Origin of the sequence: Cupriavidus taiwanensis (genome assembly GCF_900250115.1) — a bacterium.
Classification (GTDB): Bacteria; Pseudomonadota; Gammaproteobacteria; order Burkholderiales; family Burkholderiaceae; genus Cupriavidus; species Cupriavidus taiwanensis_B.
On sequence record NZ_LT984804.1, the window covers coordinates 2,036,417 to 2,059,982 of the forward strand.

20 protein-coding genes are annotated in these 23,566 nt (G+C 67.2%); 13 read left to right on the top strand and 7 right to left on the bottom strand.

Annotated elements, in window-relative coordinates; translation table 11 throughout:
* The first annotated feature begins 41 nt into the window (after positions 1-41).
* From CBM2586_RS25895 to CBM2586_RS25925, 7 genes are all read left to right on the top strand, one after another.
* Positions 42-374 (top strand): hypothetical protein, encoded by a 333-nt coding sequence (locus CBM2586_RS25895; protein WP_231942561.1) that lies wholly within the window; start codon positions 42-44, stop codon positions 372-374.
* Between the two features lie 165 nt (positions 375-539).
* Complete coding sequence (locus tag CBM2586_RS25900; protein WP_240988057.1) at positions 540-2,327, top strand: polysaccharide deacetylase family protein; 1,788 nt, start codon at positions 540-542, stop codon at positions 2,325-2,327.
* Positions 2,328-2,482: 155 nt separating this feature from the next.
* Entirely contained in the window at positions 2,483-3,997 is a 1,515-nt protein-coding gene (locus tag CBM2586_RS25905) for a glycosyltransferase (protein ID WP_373424291.1), read from the top strand.
* A gap of 2 nt (positions 3,998-3,999) precedes the next feature.
* Positions 4,000-5,088 (top strand): hypothetical protein, encoded by a 1,089-nt coding sequence (locus CBM2586_RS25910; RefSeq protein ID WP_240988028.1) that lies wholly within the window; start codon positions 4,000-4,002, stop codon positions 5,086-5,088.
* Positions 5,076-6,086, top strand: coding sequence for a hypothetical protein (locus tag CBM2586_RS25915; RefSeq protein ID WP_115663903.1), 1,011 nt, complete (start codon positions 5,076-5,078; stop codon positions 6,084-6,086). The genes CBM2586_RS25910 and CBM2586_RS25915 overlap by 13 nt, the downstream gene beginning before the upstream one ends.
* Positions 6,087-6,291: 205 nt before the next feature.
* Positions 6,292-7,131 carry a YaiO family outer membrane beta-barrel protein gene (locus CBM2586_RS25920; protein ID WP_231942559.1) on the top strand — a complete coding sequence of 280 codons (840 nt, stop codon included), beginning with the start codon at positions 6,292-6,294 and terminating at the stop codon, positions 7,129-7,131.
* Positions 7,132-7,133: 2 nt separating this feature from the next.
* Complete coding sequence (locus tag CBM2586_RS25925) at positions 7,134-7,952, top strand: hypothetical protein (RefSeq protein ID WP_115690661.1); 819 nt, start codon at positions 7,134-7,136, stop codon at positions 7,950-7,952.
* Between the two features lie 85 nt (positions 7,953-8,037).
* Here the strand turns inward: CBM2586_RS25925 and CBM2586_RS25930 are convergent, their stop codons facing one another.
* Complete coding sequence (locus CBM2586_RS25930) at positions 8,038-9,579, bottom strand: methyl-accepting chemotaxis protein (RefSeq protein WP_115690663.1); 1,542 nt, start codon at positions 9,577-9,579, stop codon at positions 8,038-8,040.
* A 280-nt stretch (positions 9,580-9,859) separates the two neighbouring features.
* On the opposite strand from CBM2586_RS25930, the gene CBM2586_RS25935 reads away from it, so the two are divergent.
* Entirely contained in the window at positions 9,860-10,294 is a 435-nt protein-coding gene (locus CBM2586_RS25935; protein WP_115690665.1) for a phasin family protein, read from the top strand.
* Here the strand turns inward: CBM2586_RS25935 and CBM2586_RS25940 are convergent.
* From CBM2586_RS25940 to CBM2586_RS25965, 6 genes are all read right to left on the bottom strand, one after another.
* A complete protein-coding gene (locus CBM2586_RS25940) occupies positions 10,291-10,596 on the bottom strand; it encodes a DUF1272 domain-containing protein (RefSeq protein WP_115663899.1) in 306 nt (101 codons plus the stop codon). The genes CBM2586_RS25935 and CBM2586_RS25940 overlap by 4 nt on opposite strands.
* 92 nt (positions 10,597-10,688) lie before the next feature.
* Positions 10,689-12,032 carry an NADP-specific glutamate dehydrogenase gene (gene gdhA / locus CBM2586_RS25945; RefSeq protein ID WP_115663898.1) on the bottom strand — a complete coding sequence of 448 codons (1,344 nt, stop codon included), beginning with the start codon at positions 12,030-12,032 and terminating at the stop codon, positions 10,689-10,691.
* A 288-nt stretch (positions 12,033-12,320) separates the two neighbouring features.
* Positions 12,321-13,076 (bottom strand): DeoR/GlpR family DNA-binding transcription regulator, encoded by a 756-nt coding sequence (locus CBM2586_RS25950; protein ID WP_115663897.1) that lies wholly within the window; start codon positions 13,074-13,076, stop codon positions 12,321-12,323.
* A gap of 253 nt (positions 13,077-13,329) precedes the next feature.
* The gene (gene phnY, locus CBM2586_RS25955; RefSeq protein ID WP_115690667.1) at positions 13,330-14,793 is read right to left on the bottom strand and encodes a phosphonoacetaldehyde dehydrogenase; all 1,464 of its coding nucleotides are present in this window, start codon (positions 14,791-14,793) and stop codon (positions 13,330-13,332) included.
* A gap of 63 nt (positions 14,794-14,856) precedes the next feature.
* The gene (gene phnA, locus CBM2586_RS25960; RefSeq protein ID WP_115663895.1) at positions 14,857-16,119 is read right to left on the bottom strand and encodes a phosphonoacetate hydrolase; all 1,263 of its coding nucleotides are present in this window, start codon (positions 16,117-16,119) and stop codon (positions 14,857-14,859) included.
* A 60-nt stretch (positions 16,120-16,179) separates the two neighbouring features.
* The gene (locus CBM2586_RS25965) at positions 16,180-16,890 is read right to left on the bottom strand and encodes a phosphonate utilization associated transcriptional regulator (RefSeq protein ID WP_115663894.1); all 711 of its coding nucleotides are present in this window, start codon (positions 16,888-16,890) and stop codon (positions 16,180-16,182) included.
* 262 nt (positions 16,891-17,152) lie between these two features.
* Between CBM2586_RS25965 and CBM2586_RS25970 the strand changes: the two genes are divergently transcribed.
* The 5 genes from CBM2586_RS25970 to CBM2586_RS25990 all read left to right on the top strand — a co-directional run bounded on the left by CBM2586_RS25970 (position 17,153) and on the right by CBM2586_RS25990 (position 23,520).
* The gene (locus CBM2586_RS25970) at positions 17,153-18,187 is read left to right on the top strand and encodes a putative 2-aminoethylphosphonate ABC transporter substrate-binding protein (RefSeq protein WP_115690669.1); all 1,035 of its coding nucleotides are present in this window, start codon (positions 17,153-17,155) and stop codon (positions 18,185-18,187) included.
* A 92-nt stretch (positions 18,188-18,279) separates the two neighbouring features.
* Complete coding sequence (locus tag CBM2586_RS25975) at positions 18,280-19,422, top strand: putative 2-aminoethylphosphonate ABC transporter ATP-binding protein (RefSeq protein ID WP_115690671.1); 1,143 nt, start codon at positions 18,280-18,282, stop codon at positions 19,420-19,422.
* The gene (locus CBM2586_RS25980) at positions 19,413-21,233 is read left to right on the top strand and encodes a putative 2-aminoethylphosphonate ABC transporter permease subunit (RefSeq protein ID WP_115690673.1); all 1,821 of its coding nucleotides are present in this window, start codon (positions 19,413-19,415) and stop codon (positions 21,231-21,233) included. Before CBM2586_RS25975 ends, CBM2586_RS25980 begins: the two co-directional genes overlap by 10 nt.
* 38 nt (positions 21,234-21,271) lie before the next feature.
* Positions 21,272-22,405, top strand: a complete 1,134-nt coding sequence (locus CBM2586_RS25985; protein WP_115690675.1) for a 2-aminoethylphosphonate--pyruvate transaminase — start codon at positions 21,272-21,274, stop codon at positions 22,403-22,405.
* Between the two features lie 263 nt (positions 22,406-22,668).
* Positions 22,669-23,520, top strand: coding sequence for an EamA family transporter (locus CBM2586_RS25990; RefSeq protein WP_115663890.1), 852 nt, complete (start codon positions 22,669-22,671; stop codon positions 23,518-23,520).
* Positions 23,521-23,566: the final 46 nt, after the last annotated feature.

Here is a 23,566-nt window from a genome sequence, read left to right on the forward strand (position 1 = left end):
CAGCCGCGGCCGGCCTGGTCGCTTACCGCAGGAGCATCGCAATGAAGCGCTCACGTATTGGAATGGCAACAGCCGTTGCACTCGCCGCGGCTCTGGCGCTGCCGACAGCCAGGGCCGCGCTGACCGAGGAAGCCACCGTGGCCCTGGCCGGAAGCCCGCTCTATCTTCCGGCCAGCCCTGCCAATCCCGGCGGGCTGAACGGCTACGAGCACGGCAGCCAGCTCGATTTCGCTTTCGAAGCGCATGCGCCAAGCAAGAACAAGGCGCTGAAGGACAGGCTGACCAAGAAGCTCCTGAACAAGGCCGTGGCGGGCCCGAAGTTGCAAACCGGCTCTTACACGCTGGCGCCTGCGCCTGCGGCCGAACCGGACTGACGTTCCCCTTCATTGCCACGGCGCCTCGCCGCCCGGCGGCATAACGCCCCGTGCCGCAGCCGGGCGGCTGCGCACGGCAAGACCGGTTCACATTGATCGCGCTGGGAGAAGACCATGCCAAACCCACTGTATGCCCTGCTGCAACGGCTGCGAAAGCACCGCGCCATGCTGTTGTTGGTCGTGGCGGCGCTGTCGCTGGCCATGCCAGCGGTGAGCCGCGCCGCCACCAACCAGATCGCGCTGCTTGTGCCGGACGGCATGGTGCTGCCCGACGCGCGCGTCTCGGCGTGGGAGGATGCCGCGCGGGAAGAAGGGTTGAAGCTGACCGTCATCAGCGATACCCAGTTGCAGCAAGGCATCACCCCGGCACAGTTCCCTGGCCTCATCCTGCCCGACCAGGTGCACGTGCATGCCAGCGAGAACCTGATCGCCGCGCTGGAGAATTACACCAACCTGGGCGGGAAGATCATGCTGGTGTATGACTTCGGCGCGCTGACCACCACCGGCTTCTATGCGCCGCAGCGAAGCCGGCTCAGCAACCTTGCCGGCGTCGATTACGTGCTCTACGACTCCCTGCTCGGCAATATGATCGGCCTGGGGCCGGTCACGGGCCTGGGCAGCACGCTCAGGAGCATCCAGGTGCCGCCCGGCAAGTCAATGTTGTGGTCCACCAACGGCACTACCGACCAGGTGGAGGGCATTTCGGGCTATGTCTATGGCTTCCTGACCTATCCCAGTTTTGTCACGCAAGGCACTTATACCGGATCGGCACTGCTGACATCGCCAAACTTCGGCCTGGTGGCCGGGCTGCGCAATTTCGGCTCCGGCAGCGTGCTGTTCGTCAACCTGCCGCTGTCGTACCTGAAGGGCCAGACCGACGGCATGCTGATGCACGGCTTCCTGCGCTACTTTGCCGTCAACCTGATGAAGCTGCCGCGGCTGTCGGCACAGCCCAAGGGGCGCGCCGGCCTGGTGCTGAACATGCACTTCTGCGCCGGCGACCAGATCGCGCCGGCGCTCAAGCTCAAGAACTGGGGCATCTTCAACAACGGACCATTCTCGGTTTCCGTGACCGCGGGCCCGGACCAGATCACCTTTGGCGATGGGCGCGGCATCAAGCTGTCGCAGAATGCCACGGCGCAGCAGCTGCTGCTGTTTCTGCAGTCCAAGGGCCACAAGATCGGCAGCCATGGCGGATGGATCCACGACTACTGGGGTGCCAACGCCAGTGAATCCAACCAGGCCACGTTCCAGCAGTATCTTGAGCTGAACAAGCAAAGCGTGGAAGCAGTGACCGGGCGGCCAGCGACGGAGTATGCCGCGCCGGAAGGGAACACCCCGCAATGGTCGGTCGACTGGCTGGAAGCCAACGGCAACACCGGATATTACTTTCTTGGCCATACCGGCATGGCGCCAACGCGCAGCTATCGCAACGGCGTGCTGACCAACCAAGGCATCCGCGCATTCCCGGTCATGCCGTTCGGCCAGTATGCGACGTTCGAGGAGTTCGATGAGTTCAACGTGCCCGCGGGCAGCGTCACCGCCTGGTACCGGCAACTGATCGACTTCGTGGTCAAGAACCGCACCAGCCGGCTGATCTACATGCACCCGCTCGGCGCCGAGGAGTATCCGACTGTGTTGAACGCGCTGTTCAGCCGCGCCGCGACGCTGGCGCTGAACGGGCAGTTCAGCTGGTACACCATGGACACGCTGGCCAGGTTCGGGCAGCGGCGTGACCAGGTCAACTGGCAGGCCACCGACAACGGCCTCACCTGGGTATTCCAGGCCTCGCATCCGACCGACATGACTGACATGACCTGGGTACTGCCGCGCACGGGCTTCATTCAGCCGGTGGTCACCGGCGGCCTCGGGCTCGTGACCTTCGATGCCAACAACTGGATCGTGACCTCGCTGGGCGGGACGTCGCTGACGTTTATCGCCAGCAAGCTCTGATACGCAAGCACGCGCGGGACGACACGCTTGCCGGCGCACATGGCAGCGCACCGGCAAGCGCCTGCCGCCCATCATGCACTTGAGGATTGTCGTCCATGCGCCTGACCCATCGCTGGTTGCTGCCGCTGTGCGGATTGCTCGCAGGCAACATCGCCATGCCGCTGCAGGCGGCCGACCTGCCGCGTCGCGGCGACACCCTGGTCCGTGAAGCGGGCGCTGCCCAGCCCTTGTCCGCGCCTGTGACCCAGGCCATTGCGGGCAACATCCCCGACCCCGGCGCGCAATCCGTGGCGCTGGCGAGCGCTTTCGTCGATACCCTGCCCGCCGACGCGCTGGAGCCGGCCGACCCGGCCGCACGGACGTGGCCGCTTGCACCATCGGGCCAGCCCCCCATGCCGGCAGACGGGCACGCCATGGTCACGCTGCTCGCCGGCATGCTGGCGCTGATCGTCGCACTGGTGGTGTTCTATGCGGTGCGGCATTACGTGTTCACACTGAACCGCCTGTTCGGCAAGCAACGCCACCCCTATCTCGACATCGATATCGCTGACTGGCCGAGGCTGACGGTGATGGTCGCCGCGCATAACGAAGAAGCCGTGATCGCCGGTTCTCTGGCCTGCCTGCTGCGGGCCGACTACCCGGCCGACCGCCTCACCATCATGCCGGTCAACGACCGCTCCGCCGACCGCACCCGCGAGATCATCGACGCGATCGTGGCACAGCACCCCGGCCGCATCACGCCGTTCCACCGTACCGGCGGCAAACCGGGCAAGGCCGCGGCCCTGAAGGATGCGTGCGAGACTGTGACCAGCGAGATCATCGTCGTCTTCGACGCTGACTACCTGCCGCCGATCGGCTTGCTCAAGCAACTGGTAGCGCCGTTCTTCGATCCGGAAGTGGGTGCCACCATGGGGCGGGTGGTGCCGATGAACCTGAGTAGCAACCTGCTGACGCGACTGCTGGATCTCGAGCGCTCCGGCGGCTATCAGGTCGACCAGCAGGCGCGCATGAACCTGAACCTGGTGCCGCAATATGGCGGCACCGTGGGCGGCATCCGCATGCGTGCTCTGCGCAGCGCCGGCGGCTGGCACGACGACGTGCTGGCCGAGGACACCGACCTGACCTACCGCCTGCTGCTGGCCAACTGGAAGACTGTCTACCAGAACTGGTCCGAATGCTATGAGGAGGTGCCCGAGAGCTGGCCCGTGCGGGTCCGGCAGATCAAGCGCTGGACCAAGGGGCACAACCAGGCGCTGTACCGGCACGCATGGAAGTTGACGCGCTGCCGTGATCACGGCCTGCTTGAGAAGATCGACGGCCTGGCGCTGCTGGGCATCTACATGATGGCGCCGGTAATGCTGGCGGGCTGGCTGCTGGCAATCCTGCTGTTCTATGCCGGCGGACTGCCGTTGCTGAGCGATACGCTGATCCTGTTCGCCCTGATGTCGTACGGGACGCTGGGCAACTTTGCCGCGTTCTTCGAGATTGCGGCGGCGGTGTACCTGGACGGCAGCCGCGCTCGCATCTGCCTGCTGCCGCTGAATTACTTCGGCTTTCTGGTGAGCGTACTGGCCGTATCGCGGGCGATCGCCGACCAGGTGGTGCTGGACCCGCTGCTGCGCCGCGAGATGCGCTGGGACAAGACCACGCGTTACCGACAGGGGAGCTGACCGTGTGGCCCCTGACCCTTGCGTTGCTGACCTTGCTGGTGCTGGCACTGCCGTTGACGCCGGCACTGCTGGAATGGCGCCGGCAACGCGATATTGGCCCGCTGCCCATCGATGGCGAACACACCCTGGATGTTGGTGCCGTGGCAGCCGGCTTTCGGGCGCTGCTGACTGCGCAGCCGGTGCTGCCAGGGCAAGCGGCCAGGGCCACGCCCGATCTTTCGCTGGAGCCGCTGGTGCGCGTGAACGGCGCCTTCGTGCCGAGCCCGGCCGAGTCGGCCGTCGGCCTGTGCGCCCGCACCATCGTGGGTGCCGAAGCCGTGCTGCTCCCCGATGATTACGCGTTTGCACGCGACATCTATGGCCGGCGCAGCATTCGCACCGGACAGCGCAACCGCCTGCAGGGACTTCTCTCCGACGGCGGCATCGTCATGGCAGCAGGCAGTGAACTGCGGCGCTGGGCCCATGCCAGCCACGTGCACGTGGGCGAACGCTGCCGCCTGCTGGGTCCGGTCGGTGCGCTGCAATCGATCCGACTGGAGGCAGGCTGCCGCTTCGCGTCGGTCAGCGCGCCGGTGGTCCGTTTCGGACGTGCCGGCGGCGCCGATGGCACCGCGGCCAGCCGCTACGCCGGAGCGCCGGCGGGCGAGCTCTCACCCGCCGAAGCGAGGGATGGTCGCTGGCTGGTGGCGCAAGACTTCACCTTTCCCGCCAACAGGCTGTATCGCGGCGACCTGGTGGTCCATGGCAACTTGCGGATCGGCACCGGCGCTCACATTGCCGGCAGTGTCAAGGCGAGTGGCAGCATTCGGCTGGAAGCCGGCGCCCGCATCGGTGGCGCCCTGATTGCCGGGGCTGCCATCTCGGTGGAACAAGGCTGCGCCATCGGCGGGCCGGTCGCCGCCGAGTGCGAGATCCGGCTGGCCCGGTTCTGCGTCATCGGCTCGCCTGACCGGCACACCACCGTGGTGGCGCCCATGCTGCTGGCGCGCGTCGGCGCCACGGTACACGGCGCCGCCTCGGCCCTGGAGCTTGGGCGCGTCGAATCGGACAGCGACGCTGCCACCGCCAAGGATCATCCATGCCCGCCATAAACGTTGTGTTCACCCTGCTGGTGGCGCTCGCCGCCCTCCTGCCCGCCCACGCCGCCACCGCCGAGCTTGCGCTGCCGGGCTACCAACGGTCAGATGGCGCCATCACGACATACCTGGGCGGCGACTCGATCGACCCCTACTTCGCGGCCAAGGCCCTGCTGGCGGCACAGGATGCCGGCATGATCACCGGCACCGCGGCCCGCAACTGGATCGCGTGGCAATTGCCACGCCAGCACGTCGACGGCCGCTTCGACCGCTATTGCCTGAAGGGACAACACTTTGCCGCGTGCCAGGCCGCCGATGCCGACGACGCGCTGATGGCGGCCTGGATGGAACTGCTGGTCCGCACCGCCCCGGCCAAGGGCATGCCGCCCGCGTGGCAAGCCAGCTTCGACACGGCAGCCCGCTACCTCGACACGCTGCGGGACGGCCGCACCGGCGTCTACCACATCTCCCGCACACTGCCGGTGGCGCTGCTGATGGACAACGTCGAGGTTTCCAGCGCGTTCAAGGCGGCCAGCCGCTACCGCCAGAGTCTGGGCGACAGCCGGGGCGCCGCGGCCTGGGCACGCCAGGCCGAACAGCTGGACCAAGCCATCCTGCGCGTGTTCTGGCGCAACGGCGTCTTCCTGGTCAGCACCCAGCCACGCGAGCGCAGCGAGTTCTATCCCGATGCGGTGGCGCAGATCTTCCCCATCCTGGCCGATATCCAGGCTCCCGGCCGTCCGCACGACAGCGCCTACCGGGCGTGGATGACAACGTATCGCTTCGCGTGGCTGCAAATGTCCGAGGTGGATTTCCCGTGGGGGCTGGTGGCGCTGGTGGCCGACAAGATGGGCGACGCCGACGCGATCACCTGCTGGCGCGTGCGCTCGAACCAGTTCCGCCACGGCCACCACTGGAATGTCCTGGAAGAGGCGCTGTTTCTCGCCTTCGAGGCCAGGCTCGCGCCGGCGCAGGCGCTTGCGCCACCGGCGGCCAGCCTGCGCTGCCGATAACACGGCAACGCAGGGGCGCGGCGGCAAGGCAAGCGACCGGCGCGCCCGGATAGCATTTCAGAGCTGCAACACACCACCAAAATGACGAGGCATGGCGGATCGACGCATCGCCCCGGTCCGGTGTATGGTGCAAACGCTGCTGCCGCATCGGGCGGTCTCCAACGACCGTCCACCGGAAATACCTATAAGCACGACAGGAGGCAACGTGAAGCTACCGGACGCCAGATACTTCGGTGCACAGTCCCTTGCCTGCCTGCTCGGCGTGCTGGCACTGGCGGCTTGCCCGCACGCCCGGGCCCAGGCCGAGGCCACCGCGCCCCGGACCTTCGTCCCGTTGCTGAGGGGCTTTATCGAAGGCGGCCTGGGCCACGCCAACCTGACCGGCGACAACGACAGCTGGAATGACCAGTATCTGCGCGGCGGGGTGCACCTGTCCGCCGACGACTACGTCACCGGCGAAATCAGCCACCAGCGGCACTTTGGCGACCAGGGCACCTTCTTCGGCCTCGGCTACACCCGCAACTTCAATGAGGACTGGTACGGCTTCCTGAGCGCCGGCACCAGCGCGGGCGGCTTTTTCCTGCCAGAGTTCCGCGTCGACGGCATGCTGTTCCGCAAATTTCTTGACAAGAAGAACCTGGTGGCCAGCGCCGGCTTCACTTACTACCGGGCCAAGGAAATCTATACCGACAAGACGCTGCTGCTCGGCCTGACCTACTACTTCGACGCTCCGTGGATCGTGCAGCTCGGCGCGCGCCTGAACCGCAGCGACCCGGGCAACGTCCGCTCCAACCGCGGCGTGGCCGCCATCATTTACGGCCGTGACAAAGACCAGTACATCACCCTCAAGTACGACGGCGGGCGCGAAGCCTATCAGCTGACCGGCGCCCAGTCGCTGCTGAGCGACTTTACCAGCCATGAGGTCACACTGACGTGGCGCAAGTGGTTCAACAAGCGTTACGGCATGAACCTGCGCGCCATCTATTACGAGAACCCGTCGTACCGGCGCAAGCAAGCGGAGATCGGCTTCTTCGTCGAGTTCTGACCATGCCACGCCAGGCCGGCGATCCCACTGCCGACCCGTCCCCAGCAAGGGACAAGGGCGATGCACTCGGCCTGGCAACGCTGTACCATGCCCGGCAGCGATCGCTGGACCGCCTGATACTGAGCCTGCCCACGCTTGCCGCGATCCCGCTGGTAGCGGCCGCCTTCAACGCCGCCGAGTGGATGCTGCGCGGCAAGCTGAGCGCAGCCTGGGCCGCCGTGCTGGCCTTCTGGATCGACAAGCTGCGCCTGGAGGGCACCGTGGCCGAGCGCATCGCGCCGCTAGGCTGGTTCGACCTGCCCCTTCCATACGTCAGTGTCTCCGTCGCGATGCCCGACACGCTGACATGGTGGCTGACGCTGGGTGGCACACTGGCGGTCGCGCTGCTGGCGCTGCGCCTGCGTGACCACTATCTTCCGCTGCGCTATTTCATGTTGTTCGCGGTGTTCGTGCAGGCCACCGCGCTGCTGTTCTTCGCGGTGGCCCCACATAGTTTTCCGTATAGCGCGAGCAGCTACATGGACAACGGCCTCAAGACCTCCTGCGGCCTTCTCTGGCTGCTGCCGTGGGCGCATGCGCTGACGTACAACATCTTCGGCTTTGCGTGGTGGAAAAAGGTATCCCTGACGCTGCTGACACTGGCGTTCGTGGTGGTCGCCGTACCGTTGCAGCTGGCGCTGCACCTGTACATCCTGACCTGCTGCTCGCTGCTGATGATGCCGTTGCTGTCCTTTGTATTGGGGCCGACCGTGATAGTAGCGGGATGCATTGCGCTGTACGGATGGGCCATGAGCTGGAAGCGTACTGGCGAGCGCCCGTAGTGTCAGCGTGCCGCTGTAACGGAGGCTTGCTGGGCAGGCGCCCTTCTTCCGGACTGGCGGAAAAAGGGTAACCGCTAGCCGGCCGCTACGCCGCCAGCCTGAACGTCGCCACTGCTTCCTTCAGCCGCTGCGCCTGCTCCTCCAGCGAACCCGCCGCCGCCGCGGCCTGTTCCACCAGCGCCGCGTTCTGCTGCGTCACCGTATCCATCTGCGTCACCGCCTGGTTCACCTGCTCGATGCCCGAGCTCTGCTCGGCCGACGCGGCACTGATCTCGCCCATGATGTCGGTCACGCGCCGGACCGCGGCGACGATCTCTGCCATGGTCTGGCCCGACTGCGTCACCAGCATCGAGCCCTTTTCGACGCGATCGGCCGAATCGCCGATCAGCGCCTTGATCTCCCTGGCCGCGGTCGCGCTGCGCTGCGCCAGCGTGCGCACCTCGCCCGCCACCACCGCAAAGCCCCGGCCCTGCTCGCCGGCGCGCGCCGCCTCCACCGCGGCGTTGAGCGCCAGGATATTGGTCTGGAACGCAATACCCTCGATCACGGCGATGATGTCGACCACCTTCTTCGACGCGCCATTGATCTCCTCCATGGTCTCGGCCACCTTGCCCGCGACTTCACCGCCCATGGCGGCGATATCCGAGGCATTGACCGCGAGCGTGCTGGCCTGGCGCGCGTTGTCGGCGTTCTGGCGCACGATGCTGGTCAGCTCTTCCATGCTTGCCGCGGTCTGCTGCAGCGACGAGGCCTGTTCCTCGGTGCGCTGCGACAGGTCGGTATTGCCGGCCGCGATCTGGCTGGTGCCAGACACGATCGATTCGGTGCCGGCGCGCACCTGGCGCACGATGCGCAGGATATTGGCGTTCATGTCGGCCAAGGCCTGCAGCAGCTGGCCGGTCTCATCGCGGCGGTCGACGTCAATGCGGCTGGTCAGGTCGCCCGACGCCACGGTGCGGGCCACGGCCACGGCGCGATGCAGCGGGCGCGTGATGCCGCTGGTGAGCCAGACCGAGAAGGCAATGCCGATCCCCAGCACCACCACGCCCAGCCCGATCAGGCTGTTGCGCGCATTGACGTAGATGGCATTGATCTCGCGCGCGGTGGCGTCGATGCTGGCGCGCTGGATGTCGAGCAGCTTCTGGATCTCGGCCAGGTAGGCGTCGCCGGCGGGCACGAACTCCTTTTCCAGCACCAGGTTGGCTTCCTCGGTCAGGCCTTCCTGCTTGAGCTTCGTGATCTTGTCGCGGCCGTTGTTGTAGGGGTCGCGCACGCTCAGGATCTTCTGGAACGCGGCCTTTTCCTGCTCGGAGCTGAGCATCGGCTGCAGCTTGTCGCGCAGCTGCGCAATGCCTTCGATCGACGCCTTGGTCTCGGCGGCAAAGAACTGGCCCAGCGACGGGTCGGCGCTGCGCGCCACCGCGGTGGTGCGGCGCACGCTGGTATGCATGAGGCGGTACCAGTCGCTGACCAGCCGCTCCTTGGTCAGCGGCTGCTGCATCATCGCGTGCGTGCGCTCGGCCACCTGCTGCAGGCGCAGCATGCCCAGGCCAGTCATCAGCGCCGCAAGCAGCAAAACCACCCCAAAACCGATGCCGAGGCGAACCCCGATACCTAGATTCTTCATTTCTTCTACCTGATTAGCATTGGTCACGGCGAAGTGCTGCGGCGCTCGAAACGGCTCGGCGCAACGCTCTTCGCTCTCGTCGTCCGCGGGCGGGCCGGCTCGGGCCGGCGCACAGGCGGGCTATGGATGCCAACGGCAGGGGCGACGGTAACTTTAGGGTCTTCCTCGATTGACGGCCAGAAGTGTGCGGATACCGGCTATAGTGGACAGTATCCCGGCCAAAAGGCACGCCATCCTCGCCGCCGGCCGACCTGCCAGTCCTTCCACCAGGAGACCCAGCATGGCCACGCCCCCCAATCCCTTCGCCGATTTCACCAGGATGATGGAACAGTTCCGCCTGCCGGGCGTGGACATGAGCGCGGTCGTCGAAGCGCGCCGCAAGGATATCGAGGCCCTGGCCGAGGCCAACCGGCTGGCCTATGAAGGCATGCAGGCCATCGTGAAGAAGCAGCAGGAGATCTTCGCCCAGACCATGCAGCAGCTGCAGGCGGCCGCGCAGCAGTACGGCACGGCGAACAACCCGGCCGAGGCCATGGCCAGGCACAGCGAGCTCGTGCAACAGCAGCTGCACCAGGCCCTGGAGAATATGCGCGCCCTCGCCGAGACCGCGCAGAAGGCGCAAGCCGAGGCGCTTGCCGTGATCAGCAAACGCGTCGAACAGAACGTGAAGGAGGCTGGCGAGATGGCCCAGCCAAAACCGAAAGCGCGCGGCTAGCGCCGCTCGGGCGCGACCTGGCCCACGGCCTCGACCAGGCGGGCATGCGCGGCCAGGTCCACCGGCCGGTGCCTGACCCTGGTGCTGGCCGGGTTGTTGCCTAGAAAATTACCGTTGTTCCAGTCCCGCGCCGGGCGCACCGGCCGCGGCGCGAAACCGCCGCCGCAGTTCGGGCAGACGTTGCCGAGCAGCTCGACGCAGCCGGCGCAGAAGGTGCATTCGTACGAGCAGATGCGCGCTTCGGTGGAATCCGGCGGCAGCGGCTTGTTGCAGTGTTCGCAGCCTGGTCTGAGTTCCAGCATGGCGCCTGGCTCCCTTTTCTGGATGAGTGGTTCGGGACCGCCATCGTAGCCGGATTCCGCGCGGCCGGCATGGCGCCGGCCGTGGCTTCAGGTCAGATCACGCCTTGCGCCAGCATCGCATCCGCCACCTTGACGAAGCCGGCGATGTTCGCGCCTTCCACGTAATTGATGTAGCCATCCGCCTTCTGGCCGTGGTGGATGCAGTTCTGGTGGATGTCCTTCATGATCGCGTGCAGCTTCTCGTCGACCTCGGCATGGTGCCAGGACAGGCGCATTGCGTTCTGCGACATCTCCAGGCCCGAGGTGGCCACGCCGCCGGCATTACTGGCCTTGCCTGGCGCGTACAGGATCTTTGCGTCGACAAAGCGGTCCACCGCCTCCAGCGTCGACGGCATGTTGGCGCCTTCGGCCACGCAGATCACGCCATTGCCCAGCAGGGTCTCGGCGTCGTTGCCGTCGAGTTCGTTCTGGGTGGCGCACGGCAGCGCCACGTCGGCGGGCACGTGCCAGGGCGTGCGCCCGGCTTCGAAGGTCATGCCGTGGCGGGCGGCAAAGTCCGACAGGCGGCCGCGCTCTTCGTTCTTGAAGGCCATGACTTCGGCCAGCTGTTCGGTGGTCATGCCTTGCGGGTAGTGCAGCACGCCGCCGGAGTCGGACAGCGTCAGCACTTTGGCGCCCAGTTCGATCGCCTTCTCGGCCGCGTACTGCGCCACGTTGCCCGAGCCGGAGATCAGCACGCGCAGGCCGTCGAAGCCGCGCCCGCGACGATGCAGCATTTCCTGGGCAAAGTAGACCGTGCCGTAGCCGGTGGCCTCCGGGCGCATCAGGCTGCCGCCGTAGGCCAGGCCCTTGCCGGTAAACACGCAGGCCGACTGGTTCGACAGCTTCTTCATCATGCCGGCCATGAAGCCGACCTCGCGCGCGCCCACGCCGATGTCGCCGGCCGGGATGTCGGTATCCGGGCCCAGGTGGCGGTACAGCTCCGTCACCAGGGCCTGGCAGAAGCGCATCACTTCACCGTCGGACTTGCCCTTGGGGTCGAAGTCCGAGCCGCCCTTGCCGCCGCCCATGGGCAGCGTGGTCAGCGCGTTCTTGAAGGTCTGCTCGAAGCCCAGGAACTTCAGCACCGACAAGTTTACGGTCGGGTGGAAGCGCATGCCGCCCTTGAACGGGCCGATCGCCGAGCTGTGCTGCACGCGGAAGGCACGGTTGACCTGGACCCGGTTCTGGTCGTCGGTCCATGCCACGCGGAACTGGATCACGCGCTCGGGCTCCACCAGCCGCTCGAGCAGGGCCTGGTCGGCGTAGCGCGGATTGCGCTCGACGAACGGCCACAGCGTCATCATGACTTCCTTCACGGCCTGGAGGAATTCGGGTTGATTGGGGTCGCGGCGGGCAACCCCCGCCAGAAATGCGTCAAGGGAAGGAGAATTCACGGATGTCTCTTGCTGTGCTGGAGTGGCAGGATCCGGCAGCCTTGCCGGCTGGATGCCGGTCTGCGGTGCCGTCTGGCGTTGCGCCGATGGAAGGTGGGTCGCCTCCGGTTTATCGGACGGGCACGGCTGACCGTGCCGATCCGACAACCCAGCACTTTAGCACCGCCGTGGGGCACACGACAGTCAAAACACCTGTGACAGCGGCGTCAAAGCCGCATTCTGGTGCACGACCGGCCGGATTTCCGTGCGATCAGCGAACAGGGCGCCCCACCGGCCGATGCCCGGCCTTCACGCAATCAGGAGCTTGTTGCCCCGTTCCTTCAGCGCCGCGCCCAGCTCAGGCTCCGGCGCCATGTCGGTAATCACCCAGGCCGCCAGTTCGGCGTGCTTGATGGTGATGCCGGTGTTGCGGCCGAACTTGGTGTGGTCGGCGACCACGCAGGCCACGTCGGCGGCCAGCAGCATGCGGCTGCGCAGCTCCGCCGCGGCGCGCGAGAAATCGCAGATCTCGCCGCGCGGGGTGATGCCGCCGATGCCGATAAAGGCGAAGTCGGTGTGGTAGCGCGACAGCTGCTCGATGGTGTCCCAGCCGTGGGTGGCATCTTCGTTGTCCTGCAGTTCGCCGCCCAGCACGATCACGCGGTTGCCGTTGCGCCGGCCCAGCAGCTGGGCGATGGCCAGGTCGTTGGTGTAGACCAGCAGGTTGTGGTGCCCGTGCAGCGCCTGCGCCACCGCATGCGTGGTGGTGCCGTAGTCCAGGATCAGCGAGGCACCGTCGCGCACCAGCTCGGCCGCGCGCACGCCGATGGCGCGCTTGCCCTCGGCATTGACCTGCGCCCGGGTCTGGGTATCGGGCTCGGTGCGGTCCGGCGCCAGTGCGCCGCCGTGGGTCAGCACCAGCAGCCCGCGCGTGGCCAGCGCGTTGAGGTCGCGCCGGATGGTCTCGCGCGACACGTCGAGCTCGCTCACCAGCTCGCTGATGGCCAGCGCGCCGGTCGCGGCAAGCTGATCGAGGATGAATTTCTGCCGTTGTTCGGCGAGCACGGGGACTCCGGTGGATCGGGGACTTGGGGGCTGATTCTAGCGCAGCCATTCCTTGGCGTGCCAAGGCGCCGTGCCCCGAACAACCGCTTGCATGCTCCCTCTCCCGCTTGCGGGAGAGGGCTTGGGAGTGGGCCGATGCATCAACGAAGTCAAGGCCTTCGCTCTTGCCAGCGCCGGCCCTCTCCCCCGGCCCCTCTCCCGCAAGCGGGAGAGGGGAGCAAACCAGCGGTCGGGGTAAACCTCCAATCGTGCTTCACCCCCACGGCAGCGTAATCGTCTTCAAGTTCGTAAAACTCTTCGCCGCCTCCTGCACGCCCTCCTTGTACCCCAGCCCCGAATCCTTGATGCCGCCGAACGGCGTCAGCTCGATGCGGTAGCCCGGCACTTCCCACAGGTTGACCGTGCCCACATGCAGCGAATTGGCGATCTTGGTGAAGGCCTCGATATTGTTGGTGCACACCCCCGACGACAGCCCGAAGGCGGTGCCGTTGGAGATGCGGATGGCGTCGTCGACATCGCGGAAGGTGATGATGGGGGAGACCGGGCCGAAGGTCTCCTCGCGCACCACCGTCATCGACGGGTCGACGCGGTCGATCACGGTGGGGGCGTAGCTGGCGCCGCTGCGCTGGTTGCCGACCAGCAGCCGCGCGCCCTGCGCCACCGCCTCGTTGACGCGGGCCTCGAACAGCTGCGCGGCCTGCTCGTCGATCACGGTGCCCATGTCGACGCCGCGGTCCATCGGGTCGCCGTACTTCCAGGCGCGGGTCTTCTCCACCACCAGCTCGGTAAAGCGCGCCGCCACGGCCTGGTGCACCAGCATGCGCTTGACCGCGGTGCAGCGCTGGCCGGAGTTCTTGTACGAGCCCTGCACCGCCAGGTCGGTGGCGCGGTCGAGGTCGGCGTCGTCGAGCACGATCAGCGGGTCGTTGCCGCCCAGCTCCAGCACCACGCGCTTGTAGCCGGCCTTGCTGGCAATGTACTTGCCGATCGCCACGCCGCCGGTAAACGTCACCAGGTCCACCGCCGGGTGCGTGATCAGTTCGTCGGCGATCTCGCGCGGGTCGCCGGTCACCACCTGGAACATCTGCGGCGGCAGGCCCGCTTCATACAGCAGGTCGGCCAGGTAGAACGCTGACAGCGGCACCTTCTCCGACGGCTTGAGCACCATGCGGTTGTTGGTGGCGATCGACGGCGCGACCTTGTGCGCGACCTGGTTCATCGGGTGGTTGAACGGCGTGATCGCGCTGATCACGCCCATCAGCGGCTCGCGCTGGGTCATCACGCGACGCTTCTTGCCGTGCGGCGTCAGGTCGCACGAGAACAGCTGGCCGTCGTCGCGCAGCGCCTCGGTGGCGGCAAAGCCCAGCACGTCGGCGACGCGGCCGATCTCGTACAGCGAATCCTTCTTGGACAGGCCGGATTCCAGCGTGATCAGGTCCGAGGCCTCTTCGGTGCGCTCGCGCAGCAGCGCCGCGGCGCGGTTCAGGATGGCAGCGCGCTCATAGCGCGTCAGCGTGGCGCGGTAGGCCTGGCCCACTTCGAAGGCGCGGCGCACGTCTTCCAGCGTGGCCTTGGGCACGGTGCCCACCAGCGTGCCGTCGAACGGATTGCGCACTTCGATGACGCGCTCGCGCACGATCTTCTGGCCGTCGATGCGCAGCGCTTCGGCACGGAAATGGGGGCTGACGGCGCCAGCGGGAAATTGGGGGGCGTTCATGAGTCTCCTCCGGTAAATGCGGGTTCAGGCAGCGGCGCGAACCGCCAGATGCGATCCAGGGGTTCAGTGCAGATGGTTCAGCGCGACATCGAAGATGTCGAAATTGCGCAGCACCGCCTTGCCGGGAATGCCGGCGGTGGCGCGGTTGAACACCAGCGGCACGGTCTGCTCCGACACCCCGCCATGCGAGCGCAGCGGCGCGTCGAGACCGGACAGGTCATGGCGGCTGCGGCTGGTGCCCAGCACCACGTGCTTGTCGCTGGTGACCACCAGGTCGCCGACGCGGTCGGGCGGCAACTCGAAGCGCGCGCAGGCCTCGGCGTTGCTCAGCACGCTTTCCACGCCCTGCAGGTCCGACAGGCGCGCCCGCAGCGCGGCCATGTCGGCATCGTCGGGCAGATAGATGGTGGCGTAGGAGCCCAGCGCGCCGTGGTGGACCACGTAAGGGTCGGTGATCGGCAGGATCACGCGCGCGCCGCCGTCTTCGACGCCGCGGCCCAGCCAGGCGTCCAGGTGGTCCTGCAGGTAGATCACGTTGGGCGCCTTGGTGGCCTCATCATGCTTGGCGTTCATGCCGTGGTCGGCGGTCAGCGCCACCACGCAGCCGAGTTCGTCCAGCCGTGCCAGGTACTTGTCCATCATCGCGTAGAAGGCGTTCGCGCCGTCCGAGCCGGGCGCGAACTTGTGCTGGATATAGTCGGTGGTGGACAGGTACATCAGGTCCGGGCGGCGCGTTTCCATCAGGCGCACGCCGGCGGCGAAGACAAACTCGGACAGCTCGGCGCTATAGACATCCGGCACCGGCATGCCCACCAGCTCGAGCACGCCGTCGATGCCGTTCTCGGCCACGGTGGCCTGGTCGGCCTTCTCCGAGGAGAAGCAGATGCCGCGCAAGCCGTGGCCCAGCAGCCGGCGCAGCTTGTCCTTGGCGGTGACCACCGCGACGCTGGCGCCGGCCTCGGCAAAGGCGGCCAGGATGGTGCCCGCGCGCAGGTACTTGGGGTCGTTCATCATCACTTCCTCGCCGCGCCCGCCGTTGGCGCTGCGATCGAAGAAGTAGTTGCCGCAGATGCCGTGCACCGCCGGCGGCGCGCCGCAGACGATGGACAGGTTGTTGGGGTTGGTGAAGGTCGGCACCACGCACGCACCGCGGAAGGCGGAACCGGCGTCCAGCAGGCGCTTCAGGTAAGGAGCGCGGCCGCTGGCGGCGGCGGCCTCGAGGTAATCGAACTCGCAGCCGTCGACGCAGACCACCACGACGGGCTGCTGCATCCAGCGATAGCTGCGCTGGTTGACGGTAAGGGTGCGGGCGTTGGTATCGGGCATGGTCGGTTCCTGTGCGGGGTCGCGGTCAGTGCGGCGGTGGCTGCGGATCGGGAGTCGGGTTCAGGCGGCAGCGTCGTTGCCGGCGCCGGCCGGCGCCACCGCGGCATGCATGCGCGCGCGGCCGCGCTCGACGTGCTCGCGCATCAGGCGCGCGGCCAGTTCGCCGTCGCGCGCGGCGATCGCCGAGACGATGGCGCGGTGCTCGCGGGTGGAGTCGGGCATGGCGGCGTGGCTGCGCGACAGCGCCTCGCGCCGGAACAGCGTCAGCTCCTTGACCAGGCGCCGGTAGGTCTCCAGCAGCTTGCGGTTGCCGGCCAGCTCGACCATGCGGTCGTGGAAGCTCAGGTTCAGCCGCGTGTATTCATCGACATCGCGCGCGTGGCTGGCCGCGTCGAGCGCCTCCACCAGTGCGCGCAATTCGCGCAGGCTGTCGGGCGTGATGCGGGCGGCCAGTTGCCGGCCGATGAATTCGTCCAGCACCGCGCGCAGTTCATAGATCTCATCGGCTTCCTCGACCGAAATGGCACGCACGTACACACCGCGGTTCTTCTCGGTGCGCAGCAGGCCGGCCTGCTCCAGCGCACGGAACGCCTCCCGCACCGGTCCGCGCGACACATTGAGCTGCCCGGCGACTTCGATCTCGTTGAGCTTGGCGCCGGGCGCCAGTTCGCCGGACATGATCCGCAACTCCAGTTCGCGCTGCACCAGGGTGGTCAGGGACTGGCTCTGCAGGATGGTGATTTCGCTCGCCAGCGGGGCTTGGCGTGACATGGACACTCCCGTTTGTGACGGATTCAGCAGTATCGAAAATCCTTATTGCCATTAAAGCAAGCGGTTTGTATATTGTCAACAATCAGGCAGTGGCGCATGTAGGCGGGTGACGAAACAAGCGCCTACTGCTGGGAATATGTCTTGCAAGTGTTGTAGTACGAGGGTTTCATGGTGATCCGATGTTGTGCAGTGCGCCCCACGGCATTGCAACAAATTCACCACATTGACACATTTCTACACCTACAATGCCGAAGGAGTCCCCATGCAACCGTCCTTCACCACCACCCTGCGCACCACCGCCGCCTTGCTTGCGCTAACCGCCTCCGGCACCGCGCTGGCGCAGAAGACCACGCTCATCGTCTATACGGCGTGGGAGACCGAGACCCTCAAGCCCTATGCCGAGGGCTTTGCCAAGGCGGCGCCCGATATCGAGCTGAAATACGTGCGCGATTCCACCGGCGTGATCACCGCCAAGGCGCTGGCCGAGAAAGCCAACCCGCAGGCCGACGTGATCGCCGGGCTGGCCGCGTCGAGCCTGGAACTGCTCAAGCAGGAGGGAATGCTCGCGCCCTACACCCCCAAGGGCTTCGAGAAGCTGACGCGCGACTACAGCGACAAGGCCACGCCGCCGTCGTGGGTCGGCCTGGATGTCTGGGGCGCGACCATCTGCTTCAACACCATCGAGGCCAAGAAGCGCAACCTGCCGCGCCCCGAGACCTGGAAGGACCTGGCCAAGCCGGTCTACAAGGGCACCATCGTGATGCCCAACCCGGCTTCGTCCGGCACCGGCTTCCTCGACGTGACCGCGTGGCTGCAGCTCTATGGCGAGCAAGAGGGCTGGAAATACATGGACGCGCTGCACGAGAACATCGCGCAGTACACGCACTCCGGCTCCAAGCCGTGCAAGCAGGCCGGCTCGGGCGAGTTCCCGATCGGCATCTCGTTCGAGCTGCGCGCGCACAAGACCCTGGCCGCGGGCGCGCCGATCGAGATGATCTTCCCCAAGGAAGGCCTGGGCTACGACATCGAGGCCGCCGGCATCGTCAAGGGCACGAAGAAGATGGAGGCCGCGCAACGCTACCTGGACTGGCTGGCCAGCAAGGAAGCCAACCAGCTGTTCGCCAAGGACTGGGCCATCGTGGCCTACCCCGGCGTGGCGAGAAAGGTCGAGACCATCCCGGCCAACTACGAGCAGATGCTGGTCAAGAACGATTTCGGCTATATCGCCAAAAACCGCGAGCGGGTGCTGACCGAATGGCAGAAGCGCTACGCCAGCAAGTCGGAAAAGCAGCCCTGAGCGCCTGAGCGCCGTTTTGTACCGCCGCCGCCGGCCCGTCTCGCGGGCAGGCGGCGGCGGGGTCCCCCAGCAGAACCCACAGGCCCCACGCCATGCAGACCTCCACATCCACGGCCGAGACCTATCTCAGCCTGAAAGGCATCCACAAGCGCTTCGGCGGCAGCAGCGGCGCCTTCGTCGCCCTGCACAACATCGACCTCGACGTGCGCCAGGGCGAGCTGCTGTGCTTCCTGGGCCCGTCGGGCTGCGGCAAGACCACGCTGCTGCGCATTATCGCCGGGCTCGAATCGCAGAACGCCGGCACCATCCACCAGGGCGGGCGCGATATCTCCACGCTGCCGCCGATGGAGCGTTACTACGGCATCGTGTTCCAGTCCTATGCGCTGTTCCCCAACCTGACCGTGGCCGACAACGTCGCCTACGGCCTGGTCAACCGGCGCATGCCGCGCGACCGGCGCCGCGCCCGCGTGGCGGAACTGCTGACGCTGGTGGGCCTGCCCGATCGCGGCGACCAGTACCCGGCGCAGCTGTCGGGCGGCCAGCAGCAGCGCGTGGCGATTGCGCGCGCGCTGGCCACCTCGCCCGGCCTGCTGTTGCTGGACGAGCCGCTGTCGGCGCTCGACGCGCGCGTGCGGGTGCGGCTGCGCAGCGAGATCCGCGCGCTGCAGCAGCGGCTGAACATCACCACCATCCTGGTCACGCACGACCAGGAAGAGGCGTTGTCGATGGCGGACCGCATCGTGGTGATGAACCAGGGCGCGATCGAGCAGGTCGGCACCCCGGCGCAGGTCTACCAGCGCCCCGCCACGCCGTTCGCGGCAGACTTCGTCGGCAAGACCAACATGCTGGGCGCGCGCGTCTGCGGCGATGGCGAGCTGCACCTTGGCGGCGTGCGCATGCGCTGCGCCGCGCCGGCGGGCTGCTGCCCCGACGAGGACGTGCAGGTGTTCTTCCGCCCCGAAGACGTCTGCGTGCGCGGCATCGAACAGCATGGACCCAATGTGCTGGAGGCCACCGTCGACAAGATCGAGTTCCTCGGCGCCTTCTCGCGGCTGACGCTGCGGCTGCCCGACGCCGCCCCCGCGGCAGCCGGTGCCGCCGCCGCGGCCGGTGGCGCGCTCTATGCCGACCTTTCGCTCAATGACCTGCACGAACTGCGCCCGCACACCGGCGACCGGCTGCGCCTGGCCATTCCCGCTGACCGTATCCGTATCTTCCGCCACGCATGCGCATGAGCCTCACTGCGGCGCCGGCCACCACGTCTGCCACCCTGCCGGCTACCGATACCCTCCCCCCCGCCTCGGCCAGCGCGCCGGCGGGGCCCGCCAAGCCTGGCGCGGAGCCCGCGCCACCGGCGCTGGTCGCCACCTCGGTGCGCGCGCACTGGACCGACCGCCTTGCCCACGTGCTGCTGGCGCTGGCGGCGCTGGCGCTGGCCTGCTTCGTGCTGGCGCCGATCGTGATGATCCTGGCCAAGAGCGTGCAGAACCGCGACGGCACCCTGGCCGGCATCGCTCACTTCCGCGCCTACTTCGAGTCGCCCGCGCTGCTGCGCTCGGTGTGGAACAGCCTGTGGGTCTCGGCGCTGGCCACCTGCATCACGGTGCCGCTGGCGTTCGGCTTTGCCTATGCGCTCACGCGCAGCCGCATCGCCTGCAAGGGGCTGCTGCGCAACCTGGCGCTGATCCCGCTGCTGGCGCCCTCGCTGCTGGCGGCGATCTCGTTCATCTTCTGGTTCGGCAACCAGGGGCTGTTCAAGCCGTGGATGGGCAGCACGCAGATCTACGGGCCGCTCGGCATCGTCGCCTCGCTGGTGTTCGCCACCTTTCCGCATGCGCTGATGATCCTGATCACGGGGCTGTCGCTGACCGACGCGCGGCTGTATGAAGCCGCCGACGCGCTCGGCACCTCGACCGTGCGCAAGTTCTTCACCATCACAGTGCCGGGCGCGCGCTACGGGCTGGTCAGCGCCGCCATGGTGGTGTTCACCTATGCGATCTCGGACTTCGGCATCCCCAAGGTGATCGGCGGCAACTTCCATATGCTGGCGACCGACATCTACAAGCTGGTGATCGGCATGCAGGACTTCTCGCAGGGCGCGGTGGTGTCGCTGATGCTGCTGGTGCCGGTGGCCGTGACCTACTGCGTGGACGCGCGCGTGCAGCGCCGCCAGATGGCGCTGATGTCGGCGCGCTCGGTGCCCTACGTGCCGCGCCGCAGCCCGCGCTTCGACCTGGCCATGGCCGTGTTCTGCTGGCTGATGGCGGCACTGATGCTGGCGGTGATGGGCATGGCGGTGTACGCGTCCTTCGTCAAGCTGTGGCCGTACAACTTCGCGCTGTCGCTGAACCACTACCGGGTGGGGCTGGTCGAGGGCGGCGTGGTCGATTCCTACCTGAACAGCCTGCGCCTGGCGGGGCTGGCCGCGGTGATCGGGCCGGTGTTCATCTTCGCCACCGCCTACCTGCTGGAAAAGACCCGCGGCATGGACTGGCTGCGCGGCTTCGTGCGGCTGATGGCGGTGCTGCCGATGGGCGTGCCGGGGCTGGTGCTGGGCCTGGGCTACATCTTCTTCTTCGTGCCGCAGGCCAATCCCCTGCACGGGCTGTACCAGACCCTGGGCATCCTGGTGCTGGTGACCATTGTCCACTACTACGCCTCGTGCCACCTGACCGCGGTGACCGCGCTCAAGCAGCTCGACAGCGAATTCGAGGCCGTCTCCGCGTCGCTCAAGGTGCCGTTCTACAAGACCTTCTTCAAGGTCACGGTGCCGGCCTGCCTCCCCGCCATCCTGGAGATCTCGCGCTACCTGTTCATCAATGCCATGACCACGGTCTCGGCGGTGGTGTTCCTGTACGGCGCCGACACCAAGCTGGCTTCGGTGGAGATCGTCAACCTGGACGAGTCCGGCGACATCGGCCCGGCGGCGGCGATGGCCACGCTGGTGGTGCTGACCTCGGCCGTCGCCTGCCTGCTCTATTACCTGCTGCAACGCGTGCTCGATTGCAAGACCCAGGCCTGGCGCCAGGCCCAGGGCAACGACTGACCTTCCCTCTTTCACTCCTTCCCAATCAGGAGCTCACCATGATCCGCGGCAACGACCCGATCCTTCTGACCCCCGGCCCCCTGACCACCTCGCTCGCCACCAAGCAGGCCATGCTGCGCGACTGGGGCTCGTGGGACGCCGCCTTCAACACCGTCACGCGCAGCCTGTGCGACGACCTGGTGCGCATCGTCCACGGCGAAGGCACCCATGTGTGCGTGCCGATGCAGGGCAGCGGCACCTTCTCGGTGGAAGCGGCGATCGCCAACGTGGTGCCGCGCGACGGCAAGGTGCTGGTGCCGCAGAACGGCGCCTACTGCCAGCGCATCCTGAAGATCTGCAAGGTGCTCGGGCGCGCCAGCGTGGAACTGCCGATCCCGGAAGACCAGCCCGCCAGCGCCGCGCTGATCGAAGAGGCGCTGCGGCGCGACCCGTCGATCACGCACGTGGCGCAGGTGCACTGCGAGACCGGCGCCGGCGTGCTCAACCCGCTGCAGGACATCGCGCAGCTGTGCCAGCGGCTGGGCAAGGGCCTGATCGTCGATGCCATGAGCTCGTTCGGCGCGATCGAGATCGACGCCCGCACCATGCCCTTCCACGCGCTGGTGGCCGCCACCGGCAAGTGCATCGAGGGGGTGCCGGGCATGGGCTTCGTGCTGGTCAGGAAAGACGTGCTCGAAGCCAGCCAGGGCAACAGCCACTCGCTGGCGCTGGACCTCTACGACCAGTACGTCTACATGCAGAAAACCACGCAGTGGCGCTTCACCCCGCCCACGCACGTGGTGGCGGCGTTCCGCGCGGCGCTGGACCAGTTCCTGGATGAAGGCGGCCAGCCGGTGCGCGGCGCACGCTATCGCCGCAATTGCGACGCGCTGGTAACGGGCATGGCGGCGCTCGGCTTCCGCACCTTCCTGCCGGCGGCGGTGCAGGCGCCGATCATCGTCACCTTCCACGCGCCGGCGGATGCGCGCTATGACTTCAAGACCTTCTACGGCAAGGTGCGCGAGCGCGGCTACATCCTGTACCCCGGCAAGCTGACCCAGGTGGAAACCTTCCGCGTCGGCTGCATCGGCGCGATCGATGACAACGAGATGCGCAACGTGGTGACGGCGGTGGGTGAAGTGATGCGGGAGATGGGGATCGAGATGCAGGCGCGGCTGGCGGAGGCGGCATGACGAAAAGCTTGTTCTCCCAACGCTAGCAGCAAGCTCCCCTCTCCCGCCTGCGGGACAGGGGTTGGGGGTGAGGGCCGGAGCTCGCAGCACCGCAGTCGACCCAACCGCGACGACAAGCCGCCTCAGCGCGCCGCGAATGCCTGCGCCTTTGTCACCGCCCGCCCTCTCCCCCAAGCCCTCTCCCGCGCGCGGGAGAGGGGAGCAAACAAGCGGGTTCGGGAAACGCCACCACGCAGCAGACCACAAGAACCAACACCCCCTTCATGTCCCTCCCCCCCGATTTCCACGGCCTCGCCTTTGCCGCCGTGATGCTGTCGGCGCTGATGCATGCGTCGTGGAACGCCATCGTCAAGATCGGCGGCGACCGGCTGTCGTCGATGGCGCTGATCGATACCTTCTGCCTGCTGGTGGCACTGCCCTTCCTGCTGCTGGTGCCCGTGCCCGCGCCGCAGGTATGGCCGTTCCTGCTCGCCACGGTGGCGCTGGAGGTGGTCTACAAGCTGTCCTTGGTGGCCGCCTATAACCGCGGCGACTTCAGCCAGGCCTATCCGCTGATGCGCGGCTCGGCGCCGATGATGGTGGCGATGCTGCTGTTGCTGAGCGGCAGCGAACGGCTCGGGCCGGGCGGCTATGCCGGCATCGCGCTGATCTGCTGCGGGCTGGTCAGCCTGGTGCACTGGCGCCGGCAGGCGCCCGACCTGCTCGGCTTCGCGCTGCTGGCCGGGGCCTGCCTGGCGGGCGGCACCGTGATCGACGGCACCGCGGTCAAGCGCCATGGCGAGGTGCTGACCTACATCGTCTGGCTGCAGGCGATGTCGCACGTGTTCATGCCCGGCTATGCCTTTGCCCGCCGCGGCACCGCGCTGCTGGCGCTGCTGCGCACCGAATGGAAGCGCGCGGGCATCGGCGGCATCAACCGCGTGGGCTCGTATGCGCTGATGCTGTGGGCCATGACGCTGGCGCCGGTGGCCAAGCTGGCGGCGCTGCGCGAGTCGAGCGTGATCTTTGCCGCGCTGCTGGGGCACTTCCTGCTGCGCGAAGCCTTCGACCGGCGCCGCGTGGTGGCGACCGCGCTGGTGCTGCTGGGCATCGTCACGCTGCAGCTGGCGCGCTGATGCCCCGGCGTTGGGCTGCTTGTTGCATTTTGCGTTGTTTGTTGGC

What these genes read in the sequence shown, in the direction of transcription:
- CBM2586_RS25895 (WP_231942561.1), top strand. Translation starts at nt 42, where the DNA reads ATGAAGCGCTCACGTATTGGAATGGCAACAGCCGTTGCACTCGCCGCG.
- CBM2586_RS25900 (WP_240988057.1), top strand. Translation starts at nt 540, where the DNA reads ATGCTGTTGTTGGTCGTGGCGGCGCTGTCGCTGGCCATGCCAGCGGTG.
- CBM2586_RS25905 (WP_373424291.1), top strand. Translation starts at nt 2,483, where the DNA reads ATGCCGCTGCAGGCGGCCGACCTGCCGCGTCGCGGCGACACCCTGGTC.
- CBM2586_RS25915 (WP_115663903.1), top strand. Translation starts at nt 5,076, where the DNA reads ATGCCCGCCATAAACGTTGTGTTCACCCTGCTGGTGGCGCTCGCCGCC.
- CBM2586_RS25925 (WP_115690661.1), top strand. Translation starts at nt 7,134, where the DNA reads ATGCCACGCCAGGCCGGCGATCCCACTGCCGACCCGTCCCCAGCAAGG.
- CBM2586_RS25930 (WP_115690663.1), bottom strand. Translation starts at nt 9,579, where the DNA reads ATGAAGAATCTAGGTATCGGGGTTCGCCTCGGCATCGGTTTTGGGGTG.
- CBM2586_RS25935 (WP_115690665.1), top strand. Translation starts at nt 9,860, where the DNA reads ATGGCCACGCCCCCCAATCCCTTCGCCGATTTCACCAGGATGATGGAA.
- CBM2586_RS25940 (WP_115663899.1), bottom strand. Translation starts at nt 10,596, where the DNA reads ATGCTGGAACTCAGACCAGGCTGCGAACACTGCAACAAGCCGCTGCCG.
- phnY (WP_115690667.1), bottom strand. Translation starts at nt 14,793, where the DNA reads ATGAACGCCCCCCAATTTCCCGCTGGCGCCGTCAGCCCCCATTTCCGT.
- phnA (WP_115663895.1), bottom strand. Translation starts at nt 16,119, where the DNA reads ATGCCCGATACCAACGCCCGCACCCTTACCGTCAACCAGCGCAGCTAT.
- CBM2586_RS25965 (WP_115663894.1), bottom strand. Translation starts at nt 16,890, where the DNA reads ATGTCACGCCAAGCCCCGCTGGCGAGCGAAATCACCATCCTGCAGAGC.
- CBM2586_RS25970 (WP_115690669.1), top strand. Translation starts at nt 17,153, where the DNA reads ATGCAACCGTCCTTCACCACCACCCTGCGCACCACCGCCGCCTTGCTT.
- CBM2586_RS25975 (WP_115690671.1), top strand. Translation starts at nt 18,280, where the DNA reads ATGCAGACCTCCACATCCACGGCCGAGACCTATCTCAGCCTGAAAGGC.
- CBM2586_RS25980 (WP_115690673.1), top strand. Translation starts at nt 19,413, where the DNA reads ATGCGCATGAGCCTCACTGCGGCGCCGGCCACCACGTCTGCCACCCTG.
- CBM2586_RS25985 (WP_115690675.1), top strand. Translation starts at nt 21,272, where the DNA reads ATGATCCGCGGCAACGACCCGATCCTTCTGACCCCCGGCCCCCTGACC.
- CBM2586_RS25990 (WP_115663890.1), top strand. Translation starts at nt 22,669, where the DNA reads ATGTCCCTCCCCCCCGATTTCCACGGCCTCGCCTTTGCCGCCGTGATG.